The sequence below is a fragment of the Azohydromonas lata NBRC 102462 genome, from assembly GCF_001571085.1.
Lineage (GTDB): Bacteria > Pseudomonadota > Gammaproteobacteria > Burkholderiales > Burkholderiaceae_C > Azohydromonas > Azohydromonas lata.
In genome coordinates this window covers 1-13,964 of sequence record NZ_BCTC01000026.1, presented here as the reverse complement: position 1 = coordinate 13,964, position 13,964 = coordinate 1, and the positions used below count along the sequence as shown (strand labels likewise).

Here is a 13,964-nt window from a genome sequence, read left to right as displayed (position 1 = left end):
TTGATGGGCCGGGAAGGATACGTCCTGCGGCCTGCACGCCCCCTGCCCGCCGCGCGGCAAAGCACAGGCCCCGCGCCTCGGCTCCGGCGCTGCGCGCACCCTGCAGCTCCAAGCCCAGTTGCTCACACAACAAACGGCAGCGACCTGCGCCACACGCCGCAGCGGCTGAGCGTCTTCATAGAGGCCCCGCGCGAGCGTTGCGTGCTGCAACGGCCGGACGGCCAGTGGCACAGCGTCGCCGCCGCGGCCTGAGCCCCGCAGCGGCCCGACAGGCGGCTCAGGCCGCGCCTATGCCGTACTTGCGCAGCCGCTGCGCGATGGCCGAGTGCGAGGTCTTCAAGCGCTCGGCCAGGCGCCGCGTGGACGGGTATTGCGGGTACAGGCGCTGCAACAGCGCCTTCTCGTAACCGCACACGGCCTCGTCCAGCGACTGCACTTCCTCGGCACGGGGCGCCGCGCGTGTGCCCGCCTCGGCGCCGGCCAGCTCCAGGTCGCCCACGTCGATGAGCGCAGCCTCGCTCATGGTCACGGCACGGAAGATGACGTTTTGCAACTGCCGCAGGTTGCCCGGCCACGGGTTGGCCAGCAGCGCCGCGCGTGCCGCGGCCGTGAGCCGCGCCGTGGCGCGGCCGGTCTGCGCGCAGGCGCGGGCCAGGAACACCTCGGCCAGCGGGACGATGTCCTCGGTGCGCTCGCGCAGCGGCGGCACCTGCAGGTGCAGCACGTCCAGGCGGAAAAGCAGGTCCTGCCGGAAGCTGCCCGCGGCCACCATCTGCTCCAGCGCGCGGTGCGTGGCGCTGACGATGCGCACGTCCGCCTTGAGCTCGCGGTCGCCCCCCACGCGCCTGAAGCTGCCGTCGTTGAGAAAGCGCAGCAGCTTGGCCTGCAGGTAGGGCGACATTTCCCCCACCTCGTCCAGGAACACCGTGCCGCCGTCGGCCAGCTCCAGCAGCCCCGGCTTGCCGCCGCGCAAGGCGCCCGTGAAGGCGCCCGGCGCGTAGCCGAACAGCTCGCTCTCGGCCAGGCTTTCCGGCAGCGCCGCGCAGTTGAGCGCAAAGAAGGGCTGCTCGCGCCGCCGGCTGCCGGCGTGGCAGGCATGCGCCAGCAGCTCCTTGCCCGTGCCCGTCTCGCCGTGGATGAGCAGCGGCGCGTCCACCTGCGCCATGCGCGCCGCGCGCTGCCTGAGCTGGCGAATGGCGGGCGATTCGCCCAGGATGGATTCGAAGCCGCCCGCGCTGCCGTAGTTCTGCAGCGCGCTCAAGCGCTCGCCCAAGCGGTGCGGCGCGTGCAGCGTGAGCACCGCGCCGGCCACCATGCCGCCGCCCTCCTCCTGCAGCGCCACGCTCTCGAACAGGAAAGGCTCGCCGTTGATGAGCACCTCGCTCACCGGCAGCCTGTAGCCGTTGGCAATGAGCGCGTCCACCAGCGCCGCGTCGTTGATCAGCGCCTTGAGCGACAGGCCCACCAGCCGCTGCTCCGGCAGCCCGCTGGCGGCCACGGCCGCGGCGTTGGCCACCACGACCAGGCCCGCCGCGTCCACGGCCAGCACCGGGTCCTCCTGCGAGGCCAGCAGCGCGTCCAGGTACAGGCGGCGGCGCGCGCCGGGCATCATGGCCAGCACGTCCACGCTCTCCACGCCCGCGATGCGCAGGAGGTCGCTGCGCAGCTCCTCCAGCCCCGCGGCATCCAGCGCTGGCGCCTCGATGTAGACGTGCGGCGGCTCCACCTCCACCGCCGAGACGTTGAGCGCCCGCCGCGCAAGCTGCGCCAGGATTTCATGGGCGATGCCGACCCGGTCGGCAATGGCGACGTCTATGCGCACACAGCACCTGTATTCATTTCATGACAGTGTAAAGCTTTCGATACGAAGTCGCTAAGTGCTTGTCGCTCAAGGCTTGTCGGGACATGCGTGATGCAGGTCACGCCGCAGCCGTATTGAAATCAATACAAACTTCGGGCAGAAATTCCCCGCAGATTCACGTAAGCCTTTGATTTCATTGAATTTATTGGAATTTATTGGAGTTGGCACAGGCGTTGCGATAGGGCTCGTATCGCGTGCCGCCGTGGTGCGCTCCAGATCAGGGTGAACGACATGCGTGTGGTGGTGCTTGGCAGTGGTGTGATCGGTACCTCGGTGGCGTACTACCTGGCCCGCAGCGGCCACGAGGTGACGGTGGTGGACCGCCAGCCCGGTGCGGGCCTAGAAACCAGCTTCGCCAACGCCGGCGAGGTGTCGCCCGGCTATTCCTCGCCCTGGGCCGGCCCGGGCGTGCCGCTCAAGGCCATCAAGTGGCTGCTGATGCACCACCGCCCGCTGGTGGTCAAGCCCTCGCTGGACCCGGCCCTGTGGCGCTGGATGCTCAAGATGCTGGGCAACTGCACGCAAGCGGCCTACGCCGTCAACAAGAGCCGCATGGTGCGCCTGGCCGAGTACAGCCGCGACTGCCTGCGGGCGCTGCGCGACGAGACGGGCATCCAGTACGACGACCGCGCCCAAGGCACGCTGCAGCTCTTTCGCACGCAAAAGCAGATGGACGCCACGGCGCAGGACATCGAGATCCTCAAGCAGTACGGCGTGCCCTTTGAAGTGCTGGACCGCGCCGGCTTCGTGAACATCGAGCCCGGTCTGGCCGAAACGCAGCACAAATTCGTGGGCGCGCTGCGCCTGCCCGGCGACGAGACGGGCGACTGCTTCAAGTTCACGCAGTCGCTGGCGATCATGGCGCAGTTGCTGGGCGCGCAGTTCCGCTACAACGTGGACATCCAGGGCCTGGATTTCGCGGGCGACCGCATCACCGGCGTGCGCACCGCCGCGGGCGTGCTGCGCGCCGACCGCTACGTGGTGGCGCTGGGCAGCTACTCGCCCAAGCTGCTCAAGCCGCTGGGCCTGGACGTGCCGGTGTACCCGGTCAAGGGCTTCTCCATCACCGTGCCCATCACGGACGCGTCGGCGTCGCCGGAATCCACCGTAATGGACGAGACGCACAAGGTGGCCGTGACGCGCCTGGGCGACCGCATCCGCGTGGGCGGCACGGCGCAGCTCTCGGGTTTCGACCTCAACCTTTATGAGGCCCGCCGCCGCACGCTGGAGTTCGTGGTGAGCGACCTCTTCCCGCGCGGCGGCGACGTCTCGCGCGCCGAGTTCTGGACCGGTCTGCGGCCCATGACGCCGGACGGCACGCCCATCGTGGGCGCCACGCCCTACGGCAACCTCATGCTCAGCACCGGCCACGGCACGCTGGGCTGGACCATGGCGGCCGGCACCGGCCGCGTGATGGCCGACCTCATCAGCGGGCGCGAGCCCGAGATCAGCATGGAAGGGTTGGGCATCGAGCGCTACAGCCGGGGCCGCGCCACGCCGGCACGGCTGCAAACGGCCGGCTCCAACGCCTGAGCGCGCGCCTGACCACCCATTAAACGCCGCTTTCGGCGCTCCGGCTCCCGCGCTCGCCGCGGTTGGGCCGGGCTCGGCTTTTCAAGCCGCAAGACACAAGACACAAGAAGAAGCGGACTCAACCGCACGGCAGGGGCGCGGGCTTCAAGCCCGGGCTTTGACACCACACAGGAGACGACAAGCGTGACGAAACTGGACACCATGCTCGCGGCGGAACGACGCCACGAGGAACACGATTTCCACCGCGGGCTGAAGAACCGGCACATCCAGATGATCGCCCTGGGCGGCGCCATCGGCGTGGGCCTGTTCCTGGGCGCCGGGCGCGCCATCAGCATCTCGGGGCCGGCGCTGATACTGAGCTACGCGGTGGGTGGCGCCATCATCTTCTTCATCATGCGCGCCCTGGGCGAGCTGTTGATGTACCGCCCCGTGTCCGGCTCCTTCGCCTCCTACGCCGAGGAATTCGTCGGCCCCTTCGCGGGCTTTGCCACGGGCTGGTCCTACTGGTTCATGTGGGTCACCATCGGCATGGCCGAGATCACCGCCGTGGCCATGTACGTGCACTACTGGTTCCCGGACATCCCGCAGTGGCTGCCGGCCCTCACCACGCTGTTGGTGCTGTATTTCGCCAACCGCATCACGGTGGCGGTTTTCGGCGAGCTGGAGTTCTGGTTCGCGCTGATCAAGGTGGTGATGCTGGTGGCCATGATCGGCATAGGCCTGGCCGTGCTGTTCTTCGGCGTCACGCCGCTGGCGCCCACCGCGAGCTTCTCCAACCTGTGGTCGCACCAGGGCTTCATGCCCTTTGGCGTGCTGGGCGTGGCGCTCACGCTGCAGATGGTGATGTTCGCCTTCCAGGGCGTGGAGCTCATTGGCGTGACGGCCGGCGAGGCGCAGAACCCCGAGCAGGTGCTGCCGCGCGCCACCAACGGCGTGGTGTGGCGCATCCTGATCTTCTACATCGGCGCGCTGGTCATCATGATGTCGCTGGTGCCCTGGACCGAGCTCAAGCCCGGCGTCAGCCCCTTCGTGTTCCTGTTCGAGAAGATGGGCATTCCCGGCGCCGCCAGCGTCGTGAACTTCGTGGTCATCACGGCGGCCGCGTCCTCGTGCAACAGCGGCATCTTCAGCACCGGGCGCATGCTCTACACGCTGGCGCAGTTCGGCCAGGCGCCGCGCGCCTTCGGCCGCGTCAACCGCAACCACGTGCCCTCGGCGGCCATCACCTTCTCGGCGCTGCTCATGGGCGCGGGCGTGGTGCTCAACTACGTGGTGCCTGAAGAGGCCTTCATCTGGATCACCAGCGTGTCGCTGGTGAGCGCGCTGTGGACCTGGTCCATCATCATGATCGCCCACCTGGGCTACCGCAAAGCCGTGGCCGCCCGCCAGGCCCGCGCCGTGGCCTTCCGCATGCCGGGCGCGCCGGTGGTCAACTGGATCGTGGTGGCCTTCATGGTCGTGGCCTTCGGCCTGCTGGGCCTGGACCCGCAGACCCGCGTGGCGCTGTACGTCGCGCCCCTGTGGTTCGCGCTGCTGGCCGTGGGCTACCGTTTCACCCGGAGCGCGGGCGTGGAAGTGGTGCCCTCCATCATGCGCGGCGCCAGCCGCTGAGCCTCACACCACGGGACGACCCACCATGACTGACCACGACACCTCCCGCGCCGGCGCCCTGCTGACCATCGACGTGGGCGCGATCTGCGACAACTGGCGCAGCCTCCAGGCCGCGGTGGGCGCGGCGCAATGCGCCGCGGTCGTCAAGGCCGACGCCTACGGCCTGGGCGCCACGCGCGTGGCGCCCGCGCTGGCCGCCGCGGGCTGCCGCACCTTCTTCGTCGCCCACCTGGACGAGGCACTGGCGCTCAAGCCCGCGCTGCCCGCGCACGCCGCGGTGCTCGTCCTGCACGGCCCGACGCCGGGCACGGAAGCCGAGTTCGAGCGCCGCGGCATCGTGCCCGTGCTCAACAGCGCGGCGCAGATCGCCGGCTGGCGCGCCCTGGCGCGGCGGCTGGACCGCGAGCTGCCCGCCTTCGTGCAGGTGGACTCCGGCATGGCGCGGCTGGGCCTGTCGCCGGTGGAGTTGCAGGCCGTCGCGGCCGATGCGCCGTCGCTGGCGGGCATCCGCGTGGCCGGCGTGATGAGCCACCTGGCCTGCGCCGAGGACCAGGCTAACCCCGCCAACCGCGAGCAGTTGCAGCGCTTCCGAGCCGCGCGCCGCCTGCTGCCCGCGGCGCCCGCGAGCTTTGCCAACTCGTCGGCCATCTTCCTGGGCGACGACTACCACTTCGACCTCGTGCGCCCCGGCGCGGCGCTGTACGGCATCGCACCGGTGGCGGGCGCCAGCAACCCGCTGCGCCCGGTCGTGCGGCTGCAGGGCAAGGTGATGCAGACGCGCGACATCGAGCCCGGCACGCCCGTGGGCTACGGCCACAGCTGGCGCTGCGGCCAGCCCACGCGCATCGCCACCGTGTCGGTGGGCTATGCCGACGGCTGGCTGCGCGCGCTGAGCAACCGCGGCGCGGCCTGGTTCAACGGCACCCTGCTGCCGCTGGTGGGCAAGGTCTCCATGGACACCATCACGCTGGACGCCAGCGCCGTGCCCGCCGGCGCGCTGCAGCCGGGCGCGCTGGTGGACCTCATCAACGAGCAGCAGGACGTGGACACCGTGGCCGCCCAAGCGGGCACCATAGGCTACGAGGTCCTCACCAGCCTGGGCCAGCGCTACGCGCGCCGCTACGTGGGCGAGCCCGGGACGGCTTGAGCCGCCGCCCTGCGCGGGCGTTGCGCCGCCCGCCTCAGCGCGGCACCCAGAAGCCCCGCACCCAGACCCAGCCGGCAGGCCCCCAGCGCCAGTGCCCGCGCACCCACACGTAGCCGGGTGCGGGCGCAACCGGCACCACCTCCTGCGCGGGCGCGGGCATGGGCGGCACGGGCGTGGACACGTAGTGGCCCGCCATCCAGCGCCAGCCGCCGTCGTGCCACACCCAGTGGCCCGGCACCCAGTACAGGCCCGCGGCCGGGGGCGGCGGCACGACCTCGGCCTGCGGCGGCGGCATCTCGCGGTAGGCCACGCGCGGCGGCGGCGCGGGCGCCACGGTGGCGCAGGAAGCCACCAGCGCGGCCAGCGCCATCACCGACACGGCCTGCAGGCAGCGCCGGCGCCGTGCATCGTGGGGATTGGGAACGTCATCAATCATGGCTGCTCCTGGCAGCCGGCCCGCGGCGTGATCGCCGTACCCGGGCCGGCCGCACCAGGCTTCAACGGCGCAGCCCTCTGCGGCGCCGACACGATGTGCAGCCGGACGTTTCAGCACGTTTGCGGTCACTTAGGCCAGGCTTAAGGTCCAAACGATGGGTCAACGGCGTGCCCTGGGGCTTCGTTGGAGGCTGCAAGTCCGCTTCAAGCCGGACCGGCTCGATGGACTCGGAGCGCAAGCGAGTCCGATGTGAAGGAATGACCATGAGCACCATCAAGTCCCTGCTGACCGCCACCGTGCTGACGAGCGCCGCCGCCTTCAGCTTCGCCCAGGCTCCCGCCACTCCGGCCACGCCCGCGACGCCGGCCACCCCGGCCGCTGCCGCGTCGGCCCCGGCCAAGGCCGATGCGCACGCAAGCAAGATGGAGCACAAGACCACGCACAAGGCCGAGCACAAGAAGACCCACAAGGAAAGCACCAAGCACGCCAAGAAGGCCGACGCGGCTGAGAAGACCACCGAAGCCGCGCCCAAGACGGCCCAGTAAGGCCTGGCCCAGGCCGGCGCCGGCCACCCTTGCGGACAGCGCAGATGCGCATGGCCGTCCGCCAAGGGGGTTGCCGCCGGCATCTTTTTTTTCGAGCCGAATTCAAGTCAGCGCCGGGTGACCACCACCTCCAGGTACTCGCCGGGCGCGGCCAGGGTGCCGTCGCGGGCGGTGTTGAACTGGCCGAAGAGGTCCAGCAGATCGTTGGCCAGGGCCTGCTGCCCCGCCTCGTCCAGCGCGCCGAACGCCTTGTGCACGGGGCCGTAGAAGCTGCGGAAGACGTCAAGCATGTGCTGCGGCGAGCGGTAGCGGAACACGAAGTGCCGCGCCGGCGTGGCGATGGCACTGGCGTGGGCGCCGAAACAGTCCTGAATGCGCTCGCGCGTGCCCCACAGCGCGGGCGAAGCCATGCCCGCGGGCGGCGGCACGTGGCGGCCCAGGGTCTTGAAGAGCTGGCCGATGAAGCCGGTGGGCGTCCAGTTGGCCATGCCTATGCGTCCGCCGGGACGGCACACGCGCAGCAGCTCGGCGGCCACGCGCGGCGCGTCGGGGGCGAACATGGCGCCGAAGGTGGAGAGCACGGCGTCGAAGCTGGCGTCGGCAAACGGAAGCGCCTCGGCATCGGCCTCCTGGAACGCGATCTGCAGCCGCTCGGCGGCGGCACGCTCGCGGCCGCGCTCCAGCAGCGCGGGGACGTAGTCGGTGGACGTCACTTCGCACCAACGCCGCGCTGCGGCCAGTGAGGCGTTGCCGTTGCCGGCGGCCACGTCCAGCACGCGCTCGCCGCCGTGCAGGTCCAGCGCCTCGCACAGCGCCTCACCCACGATTTGCAGCGTGGTGCCGATGACGGCGTAGTCGCCCGCGGCCCAGGCCAGGCGCTGGCGCGCCTTGACGGCGGCCAGGTCCACGGCGGGCGTGGGGTTGGATGCGGGGATGGAGGCGGACAATGCGGACATGGCGTGTTCTCCGGTCGTGGGCTTGGCGTGTCGAAGGCCGGCGCGCTGCGGCGCCGGCAGCCGCCACTGTCCAGGTGCCGCATGGGAAACCGCGTGGCGCCGGGCGTGGGAAGTACCGTGGAAAGTGCCGCGGTGAACGGCGTGCGCAATGCCGCGAGCCGCAGCCGTGGATGGAGGCGTGGCGATGGGCGATGAAGCGCAAGCCGCATCCCGCCTCGATGGCGGGCCGGCCCCGCTGCGCCTGTGCCTGCTTGGCGCCCTGGCCCTCTGGCGCGGCGGGGAGCCCGTGGCGCTGCCGCGTTCGCGCAAGGTGCGCGCGCTGGTGGCCTACCTGGCGATGTCCGGCCGCGCCGTGTCGCGCGGCCACCTGCGCGAGCTGCTCTGGGACACGCCCAACGACCCGCGCGGCGAGCTGCGCTGGTGCCTGAGCAAGGCCCGCGCGCTGCTGGACGAGGCCGGCCACGCACGGCTGCTGGCCGAGGGCGACGCGCTGCGCCTGGACCTGCGCGGCGCCCAAGTGGACGCGCTGGCGCTGCACGCCGCCGTGCAGGCGGGGCTGGAGGGCTGTTCCCCCGCCCAACTGCGCGCGCTGGCGGCGCTGCTGGACGGCGGCGAGTTCCTGGAGGGCCTGGACATCCCGCGCTGCGCGGCCTGGAGCGCCTGGCTGCTGGGCCAGCGCCGCCGCTTCCGTGCCGCGCACGCGGCGCTGCTGGAGCGGCTGGCATTGGGCGCGGAGCCCGGCAGCGGCGAGGCGCTGGGCCGGCTGGAGCAGTGGCTCCACGTGGCGCCCTTCGACCGCCGCGCCCACGAGGCGCTGTTGGACGCGCTGGCCCGCCGCGGCCGGCTGCGCGAGGGCGAGGAGCACCTGGCGGCCACGGCCCGCATGTTCGAGGCCGAGGCGCAGGATTGGGCGCCGCTGGGCCACGCCTGGCGCGCGGCCAAGGCGCGCCACGCCGTGCCGGCGGCAGCGGGCGGGCCACCGCCGCAGCCGGCGCGGCGGGTGGTGGCACCGGCCGGCCCGGAGGACGAGGGTTGCGGCATGGCGGCCACCGGGGCGGTTGCGCTGCACGAGGCCAGGCCGGGCCGCGCCTCCATCGCGGTGATGCCCTTTGCCGACTTCTCGGCCGGCGCGCCAGCGGGCGCGGACGCGGGCGGCGGCTGGGCCGACGGGCTGGTGCACGACGTGACCACGCGGCTGGCCAAGCTGCGCAGCCTGTTCGTGATCGCTTCGGCCACGACCTTCGCGCTTGGGCGGCGCGGCATGGACATGGAGCAGGCCGCGCGCGCGCTGGACGTGGACTACACGGTCAGCGGCTCGGTGCGGCGCGAGGGCGCCCGCATCGCGGTGAATGCGCAACTGGTGGAGACGCGCACGGCGCGCGTGGCGTGGGCCGAGCTGTTCGCCGCGCAGTTGGGCGACACCTTGGGCGTGCTGGAGGAGTTGGGCAACTGCATCGTCGCCTCGGTGGCCAGCCAGGTGGAGGCCGTCGAGCGCCAGCGCGCCATCCTGAAGGCTCCGCAGTCGCTCAACGCCTGGGAAGCGCTGCACCGCGGCCTGTGGCACATGGTGCGGTTCGACCACGCGCACAACGCGCAGGCACGGCACTTCTTCGAGACGGCAGTGCGGCTGGACCCGGGCTTTGCGCGGCCGTGGGCGGGGCTGTCGTTCACGCACTTCCAGGATGCCTTCCTGGGCTGGGACGAGCGCGCCGCCGCGACGGAGCGGGCCTACCGCGCCGCCTCGCAGGCGCTGATGGCCGACGACCGCGACCCGGCCGCGCATTGGGCGCTGGGCCGTGCGCTGTGGCTGCGCGCACAGGTGGCGCCCGCCCTGGCGGCGCTGGACGCCAGCGTGGAGCTCAGTCCCAACTTCGCGTTGGGCCACTACACGCAGGCCTTCGTCCAGGCGCAGTCGGCCGACCCGGTGGCGGCGCTGCGCGCCTCGGACCTGGCGCGCTCGCTCAGCCCCTACGACCCCATGCTGTTCGCCATGCTGGCCACGCGGGCGCTGGCCTTGATGCGCTTGGGCCGCCACGAGGAGGCGGCCGATTGGGCCAGCCGCGCCGCGGCGCGGCCCAACGCTCACGTGCACATCCAGGCCATTGCCGCGCACTGCCTGGCGCTGGCCGGGCGGCAGGCCGAGGCCGTGGCCCTGGTGGCGGCCCTGCACCGCCAGTGGCCCGGCTACACGGTGGAGCGCTTTCTGGCCGCCTTTCTCATGGAGGCCGAAGCCGCCGCCACGCTGCGGCGCGTGGCGGCGGACATAGGGCTGGCTTGAAAGCGTGAGGCGACGGCCGGCACAAAAGCATTCACGGGCAACGGCAGAAACTCTGCCCCCGGCACGCCCGCGCCTGCGGCCCCATTCAGCGGAAAGAAACCCTGGTATGGCGCGACAAATTCAAATTCCCATACCCAATCACCCAATTACCCAATACCCAGGGGAATTGGCCGACAGAGATCAATTGCGCTGGTATTGCACTTTCACGACAGCGCTCTGGCCGCCGCCCAAGGTGCCGATGTTGTATTGAATCGTGGCGGCATAATCGCCCTGGGCCCATGAACCGCTGGCCAGGTTGAAGGGGCTGCAGGCATTGTCAAACCAATTCGTGACCTTGCCGCCATAAGGAATGGTGCCCGGCACTTTCTTCAAATGCCGCATCAGCATCGCGCTGTCGGGGCCCACGTGATTGGTGGCGGCATTCCAGGCATAGACCGAGTCGAATTCCGAAGCGCCCCACCAGTTGATGGTGCTGCCCGTGCCGCTGCCGTAGGCGTCCACGTCGAAATCGGCAAACCGCCGCAGGACGATGCCGCTGACGGGAGCGCCCAGCAGATTCCTGAGCGTCATCTCTATATTGATGGAACGCTCCTCGGGGCTGTTCTTGGTGATGACCTGCTTGAGTTGAAAAATGTTGTCCACGGTGTTGCGGACCACGGTGCAGGTACTGCCGGAGCAAAAAGCCGTGGTCGGCGGTGCAAACCCTATTTCGCTGCTGGCCCTGTCAAACGCTTGCGTGCCGCCATAGCACAGGATGTAGCCCTCACCAGCCATGTGCGATGCACCACCAGCCCCGGCGGAAGTTTGGAAGACAAGAATGTTGCCATGCGTGGACAGCGTGATCTTGGGCGCACCGGGAAATTGATACAGCGGTGCGGTGGATGCACTGCTGCTCAATTTACTCACGCCCCCGGATACCTGGGCAAACGCTGCCGTGAGCGCCACGCTGCCCGCGAACAACAAACCCACTTCTGCGGCACCCGCCATCAACGTCTGAAATTTTTGCATGCCTTGACGTACCGTGAATAATGCAGCCATTTTTCACCCCTTCTGGAAACATCAAAAGCGTTGAGATGTGTGCACCCACAGACATGCGGCCATGCCTGCAACGCGCATTGGACTCCCTGAGATTTCTGCCTGCCTCGCCCACTCCAAAATGCCACGGAAATATAGCCGCAATAAAACTTGATTTTCAAAAAAACATTCGATCACTGATATTTCAAATTGCATATTGCCTCAATCGTCAGACGTAATTTTTTCATGCATAGGAAATAGTCTTAAGGAATGCACGTCAGCGGACACTTCTTATTTCTCTTGGGGTAAACACCTGCCGTCGGCTTGAACAAAATCAAAGAGACATTCAAAATATTTTGCGAAAACCCAATTTCAGCCCATTGGGCATGGACGCCGAATGCACGGCGGCCGGTCCGGCAGGAACTTCGTGCAGAAACACGGCTGGGCTTCGCAATCACTTGGTTTTCGGAGGTGCGCGGGATGTTGACGCAGGCAAAGCACAGCCCTTGCGGCTGGAGATCCGTGCCGTGGCGCGGGTGGGCGTGCGGCGCCGCGCTGCTGGCGGCGCCCTGGCCGCTGCTGGCGGCGGACGTCACCAGCGGGCTGGTGCTGGGCTACGGCTTCGAGCGGCTGGACGGGGGCCTGGTCACGGACAGCTCGCCTTTCGGCCTGCACGGCGTGCCCGTGGGCAACCCGGTGCCGCCGTTGCAGGCGCCCAGCCTGCACGCGCATGGACAGGCGTTTGCCTTTGACAGCGCGCAGCAGCAATACGTCCGCGTGCCGGACGCGGCGCCGCTGGACGTCAACCGCTACACGCTGGCGGCCTGGGTGCGCTACCTGCCCAAGGTGCACGACGAGCGCTGGGAAGTGCTGGAAAAGGCCGGCGCCTACTGGATGAACATACGCACCGACACCCGGCGCCTGCGCGCCGGCGCCTTCTTCGGTGCCTGCATGGGCCAGCCGGGCGCCCAGTGGCGCTACGCCGACAGCAAGAAGGCGCTCGTCGAGCGGCAATGGACGCACGTGGCCAGCACCTACGACGGCACGGCCTTGCGCATCTACGTCAACGGCGTGCTGGACCAGACGCTGCCCGTCAGCGGCACGACCTGCGCCAATGCCGAGGCACTGATCATCGGCGCCAAGGTCAAGCCCGGCGCCGGCATCAGCGAGGCGTACTTCGACGGCCGCATCGACGACCTGCGGGTTTACCGGCGGGCATTGAGCGCCGGCGAAATCCTGCGGATCAAGGCGTCCGCGCTGTACTGAGCGGCGGGCGCCGGGCAAGGCCCGCGTGGATGCGGGCCGCGGGCGGGGCCGCCTTTGGCGCTCGGCCTCCAGCCCCGCCCTTGCCGGCGCTGCCTCACGGCGTGGTGGAGAACACGACGTCCACCCAGTAGTTGGTCGAGCTGGTGGTGGTGTTCGGGAAACGCACGGCGGTGCTGTTGCCGTTGTTGTTGGCGGTGAACACCCCATTGCCACCGCTGATGCCGTTTTGCAGCAGGTGCACCGGCCCCCGGTCCACGCCGGTGTTGGCGAAGTAGTTGACGTCGGCGGCAGTACGGCCCAGGGGAGCCCGATAGGAGGCGACATAGACCGTATTGGCCGTGACGGCGACGGGCGTCGTGAAGTTGACCTGCTGCCAGCCCGAGAGCGTCTCGTTCGTGAAGGGGGCGCTGGCCAGCAGCGTGCCGCCGCTGGTCCACAGCGCGCCGGTGTGCGTGCCGGTGTTGAGCAGCCCCTTGTAGAAGCGAATGCCCTTGATGTAGCCGTTGACGTCCACACGGAACTTCACGCCCACGTTGAGCACGCGCGTGTCGGTCGAATTGGCCACGGCGGGTGCGGCGGTGGCCGGCCAGGCCGAGCACGGGCAGTTGAGCGCCGCCACCGTGATGGAGCGGCTGGAGGCCGACCCCGGCAGCGGCATGTTGCCGCTGTCGTCCACCGCACGCACCAGCACGTTGGCCGTGCCGGCGGCGGTGGGCTTCCAGCTGAAGGTCCAGCTGGCGCGGCCGGTGGCCGGGTGCCAGGTGCTGCCGCCGTCGGTGGAGTACTCCACGCCGGCGACCTGGCCGCCGGTGTCGGCCGCGGTGCCCGTGAAGGTCACGGTACTGCCCACGGTGACGCTGGTACCGGCGGCCGGGGCGGTGATGGTCACGGTCGGTGCCGTGGCGTCGCCCGACGGCGTGGCCGCCGTCAGCGGCGAGCGCAGCGTGCCGGGCTGCACGCCCATGTCGGCGAACAGGTTCACGGTCGCCTGCTGCATGCTCTGGTCCACCGTGGCGGTGGCGCCGCGCGGCAGGTCGTGCGTGGCGTCCAGGCCCCAGCTCCACTGGATGGTGCCGGCGCCGAACACCCGTGCGCCGCTGGCGTGCCGGTACATCGTCAGCGCGTGCGTGACCGTGCCGTTGCCGAAGGTGGAGCCGTTGTCCAGCAGTGCGCCGTTGCTGGTGATGCTGGTCTGCGACAGCCGGAACAGGCCCGGCGGGCGGGCGCCGTTGTCCAGCTCGGCGTCCCACTCGTAGCCCAGCACGCCCGTGGGCAGCGAGGACGACTGGTTGGAAGCGGCGCGCGTGGCCACGGCGG

At 70.0% G+C, this 13,964-nt stretch carries 11 protein-coding genes; 6 read left to right on the top strand and 5 right to left on the bottom strand.

Annotated features, from left to right (window positions below):
• Nucleotides 1-277: 277 nt before the first annotated feature.
• Nucleotides 278-1,822 carry a sigma 54-interacting transcriptional regulator gene (locus ALA01S_RS11610; protein WP_066336298.1) on the bottom strand — a complete coding sequence of 515 codons (1,545 nt, stop codon included), beginning with the start codon at nt 1,820-1,822 and terminating at the stop codon, nt 278-280.
• A 255-nt stretch (nt 1,823-2,077) separates the two neighbouring features.
• Between ALA01S_RS11610 and ALA01S_RS11605 the strand changes: the two genes are divergently transcribed.
• The 3 genes from ALA01S_RS11605 (at nt 2,078) to alr (ending at nt 6,152) form a co-directional block, all read left to right on the top strand.
• A complete protein-coding gene (locus ALA01S_RS11605) occupies nt 2,078-3,394 on the top strand; it encodes a D-amino acid dehydrogenase (RefSeq protein WP_373862990.1) in 1,317 nt (438 codons plus the stop codon).
• A gap of 201 nt (nt 3,395-3,595) precedes the next feature.
• Nucleotides 3,596-5,005 (top strand): amino acid permease, encoded by a 1,410-nt coding sequence (locus tag ALA01S_RS11600; protein ID WP_373862989.1) that lies wholly within the window; start codon nt 3,596-3,598, stop codon nt 5,003-5,005.
• A gap of 25 nt (nt 5,006-5,030) precedes the next feature.
• Nucleotides 5,031-6,152, top strand: a complete 1,122-nt coding sequence (gene alr / locus ALA01S_RS11595; protein ID WP_066336292.1) for an alanine racemase — start codon at nt 5,031-5,033, stop codon at nt 6,150-6,152.
• A 34-nt stretch (nt 6,153-6,186) separates the two neighbouring features.
• Here the strand turns inward: alr and ALA01S_RS11590 are convergent, their stop codons facing one another.
• Complete coding sequence (locus ALA01S_RS11590; protein WP_066336289.1) at nt 6,187-6,588, bottom strand: YXWGXW repeat-containing protein; 402 nt, start codon at nt 6,586-6,588, stop codon at nt 6,187-6,189.
• A gap of 263 nt (nt 6,589-6,851) precedes the next feature.
• On the opposite strand from ALA01S_RS11590, the gene ALA01S_RS11585 reads away from it, so the two are divergent.
• Complete coding sequence (locus tag ALA01S_RS11585; protein ID WP_066336279.1) at nt 6,852-7,133, top strand: hypothetical protein; 282 nt, start codon at nt 6,852-6,854, stop codon at nt 7,131-7,133.
• Between the two features lie 107 nt (nt 7,134-7,240).
• Here the strand turns inward: ALA01S_RS11585 and ALA01S_RS11580 are convergent, their stop codons facing one another.
• Nucleotides 7,241-8,089 carry a class I SAM-dependent methyltransferase gene (locus ALA01S_RS11580; RefSeq protein ID WP_066336278.1) on the bottom strand — a complete coding sequence of 283 codons (849 nt, stop codon included), beginning with the start codon at nt 8,087-8,089 and terminating at the stop codon, nt 7,241-7,243.
• A 148-nt stretch (nt 8,090-8,237) separates the two neighbouring features.
• Here ALA01S_RS11580 and ALA01S_RS11575 point away from each other — a divergent pair, with 148 nt between their 5' ends.
• Nucleotides 8,238-10,367, top strand: a complete 2,130-nt coding sequence (locus ALA01S_RS11575; RefSeq protein WP_238455772.1) for a transcriptional regulator — start codon at nt 8,238-8,240, stop codon at nt 10,365-10,367.
• 180 nt (nt 10,368-10,547) lie between these two features.
• On the opposite strand, the gene ALA01S_RS11570 is transcribed toward ALA01S_RS11575, so the two are convergent.
• Complete coding sequence (locus tag ALA01S_RS11570; RefSeq protein WP_157118936.1) at nt 10,548-11,405, bottom strand: hypothetical protein; 858 nt, start codon at nt 11,403-11,405, stop codon at nt 10,548-10,550.
• A gap of 498 nt (nt 11,406-11,903) precedes the next feature.
• Here ALA01S_RS11570 and ALA01S_RS11565 point away from each other — a divergent pair, with 498 nt between their 5' ends.
• Nucleotides 11,904-12,647 carry a LamG domain-containing protein gene (locus tag ALA01S_RS11565; protein WP_066336265.1) on the top strand — a complete coding sequence of 248 codons (744 nt, stop codon included), beginning with the start codon at nt 11,904-11,906 and terminating at the stop codon, nt 12,645-12,647.
• 94 nt (nt 12,648-12,741) lie between these two features.
• Here ALA01S_RS11565 and ALA01S_RS11560 read toward each other — a convergent pair.
• The coding region (locus tag ALA01S_RS11560; RefSeq protein ID WP_157118935.1) for a DUF4082 domain-containing protein at nt 12,742-13,964 on the bottom strand (1,223 nt) is incomplete at its 5' end.

Excerpts from the sequence above, each read along its gene's own strand:
- ALA01S_RS11570 (WP_157118936.1), bottom strand. The coding sequence starts at position 11,405 with ATGGCTGCATTATTCACGGTACGTCAAGGCATGCAAAAATTTCAGACG.
- alr (WP_066336292.1), top strand. The coding sequence starts at position 5,031 with ATGACTGACCACGACACCTCCCGCGCCGGCGCCCTGCTGACCATCGAC.
- ALA01S_RS11575 (WP_238455772.1), top strand. The coding sequence starts at position 8,238 with ATGCCGCGAGCCGCAGCCGTGGATGGAGGCGTGGCGATGGGCGATGAA.
- ALA01S_RS11600 (WP_373862989.1), top strand. The coding sequence starts at position 3,596 with ATGCTCGCGGCGGAACGACGCCACGAGGAACACGATTTCCACCGCGGG.
- ALA01S_RS11580 (WP_066336278.1), bottom strand. The coding sequence starts at position 8,089 with ATGTCCGCATTGTCCGCCTCCATCCCCGCATCCAACCCCACGCCCGCC.
- ALA01S_RS11590 (WP_066336289.1), bottom strand. The coding sequence starts at position 6,588 with ATGATTGATGACGTTCCCAATCCCCACGATGCACGGCGCCGGCGCTGC.
- ALA01S_RS11585 (WP_066336279.1), top strand. The coding sequence starts at position 6,852 with ATGAGCACCATCAAGTCCCTGCTGACCGCCACCGTGCTGACGAGCGCC.